General features: G+C 65.1%; 2 protein-coding genes. Both read left to right on the top strand.

The window, feature by feature from the left end; translation table 11 throughout:
- A partial coding sequence (locus tag CAG11_RS32790; protein ID WP_143494887.1) for a phage portal protein occupies nucleotides 1–699 on the top strand: 699 nt, incomplete at its 5' end.
- Between the two features lie 2 nt (nucleotides 700–701).
- A partial coding sequence (locus tag CAG11_RS32795; protein ID WP_085600831.1) for a S49 family peptidase occupies nucleotides 702–1847 on the top strand: 1146 nt, incomplete at its 3' end.

Genomic DNA, 1847 nt, shown 5'->3' on the forward strand with positions numbered 1-1847 from the left:
GTGTTCATCAAGAAAAGCTCCGAGTTCCCAACGAGCAATCTGCCGATGACGGCCTTGTCCGATGAACAGCCCGGGGGCGACAACACTTCGGACGGTGAGTTGAGCTTGGGTGAAGGCGCCGTCGTGGATCTCGGGGTGGGTGAAGAGCCGGTGGTGGCCAACCCAGGCCGGCCAAACGCTCAGTTCGATCCGTTCTTCTCGGCCGTGGTGAAGGAGATCGGTGCCGCCCTGGAGCTGCCCCTGGAGGAGTTGCTGTTGCACTACAGCAGCAGCTACAGCGCTGCCCGGGCCGCGATGCTCCAGGCGTGGCGCTTCTACAGCTTGCGGCGCTGGTGGCTGGCCTGTGACTTCTGCCAGCCCAGCCGTGAACTGGTGATCGATGAAGCGGTGGCTCGCGGGCTGATCGACCTGCCTGGTTACAGCGACCCAGCCAAACGCAAGGCGTATTGCCAAGCACTGTGGATCGGTCCGGCCCGAGGCGCTATCGACGAGCTGAAAGAGGCCAACGCCGCCGGCAAGCGAATCGAGATCGGTGTCAGCAACGAAACCCTGGAAACCGCAGCGATGACCGGCGAGCCCTGGCAACAGGTGTTCCGCCAGCGCGTGCGCGAAGTCGAGCAGCGACGCAAACACAACCTGCAGGCGCTGCCCAAAGGTGGGCTGGAAAACCCGCCTGAACCTGAACCCAAAGAGGACTAACCATGTCGCGAGCATTCGAGCTGGCTGCCTCGCAGCCCTGGCTGATGCTGCCTGCTGCCCTGGATAACCTGCTGGCCATATCCGACCGGCTGGGCGATCCGATGGCCCTGGAAGCCAAGCGCGGCGAACGGCTGGAGAACACCCGCCAGGTCACCGTGCGCAATGGCGTGGCCGTGGTGCCGGTGGTGGGGCCGATCTTTCGTTACGCCAATCTCTTTACCGAGATCAGCGGGGCGACCAGTACCCAGGTGCTGGCCACGGACATTCAGCAGGCGCTGGATGACCCCAAGATCAAGGCCATTGTCCTGAACATCGACAGCCCAGGCGGCGTGGCATCGGGCATCAACGAGCTGGCCGAGCTGATCTACGCCGGCCGGGACCGTAAGCGGATTGTTTCGTACATCGGCGGCACGGGCGCCAGTGCGGGCTATTGGATCGCTTCGGCGGCAAGCGAAATCGTGATCGACGAGGCCAGCCTTGCCGGCAGCATCGGTGTCGTGGTCGAGGCCGTGGTGGAGGGTGAGAACGCCACCGGGCGCAAGCGATACCAGATCGTCAGCCGCAACGCCCCGAACAAGCGCCCGGATCTGGCCACCGAGGAAGGCCGCGCCAAGATCGGCGAAACCATCGACGCCCTGGGCGAAGTGTTTGTGGGCAAGGTCGCCCGCAACCTGGGCGTTGCCGCTGAGGAGGTCCCCGAGATGGGCGATCACGGCGGGTTGCGCGTCGGCGCCGACGCCGTCAAGCACGGCCTGGCCCACCGCGTGGGCTCGCTGGAAGCACTGATCACCGAACTGGCCAAGCCGGCCATCACCACCAACCCAAGGATACACACCATGACCACCGTCACGACTACGGCTGAGCTGCGCACTGCTCTGGCAGCCGGCACCGACCCGACCACTATCGAAATTGCCCAGGCTTCCCAGCCGGACCTGGGCGCGATTCGCACCGAGGCCGCGACGGTCGAGCGCGAGCGCATCAAGGGCATCAACGCCCTGGCCAGCAAAGGCTTCGAAACGGAGATCGAAGCCGCCATCGATAACGGCAGCTCGGTCGAGGCCACCGCCCTGGTGCTGTTCAAGGCGGCCCAGGATCGGGGCATTTCGCTCCAGGGCATCAAGAGCGATGCCCAGGGCGTGACCGGCGCC

The organism is Pseudomonas sp. B6(2017), from assembly GCF_002112765.1.
GTDB classification, from domain to species: Bacteria; Pseudomonadota; Gammaproteobacteria; order Pseudomonadales; family Pseudomonadaceae; genus Aquipseudomonas; species Aquipseudomonas piscis.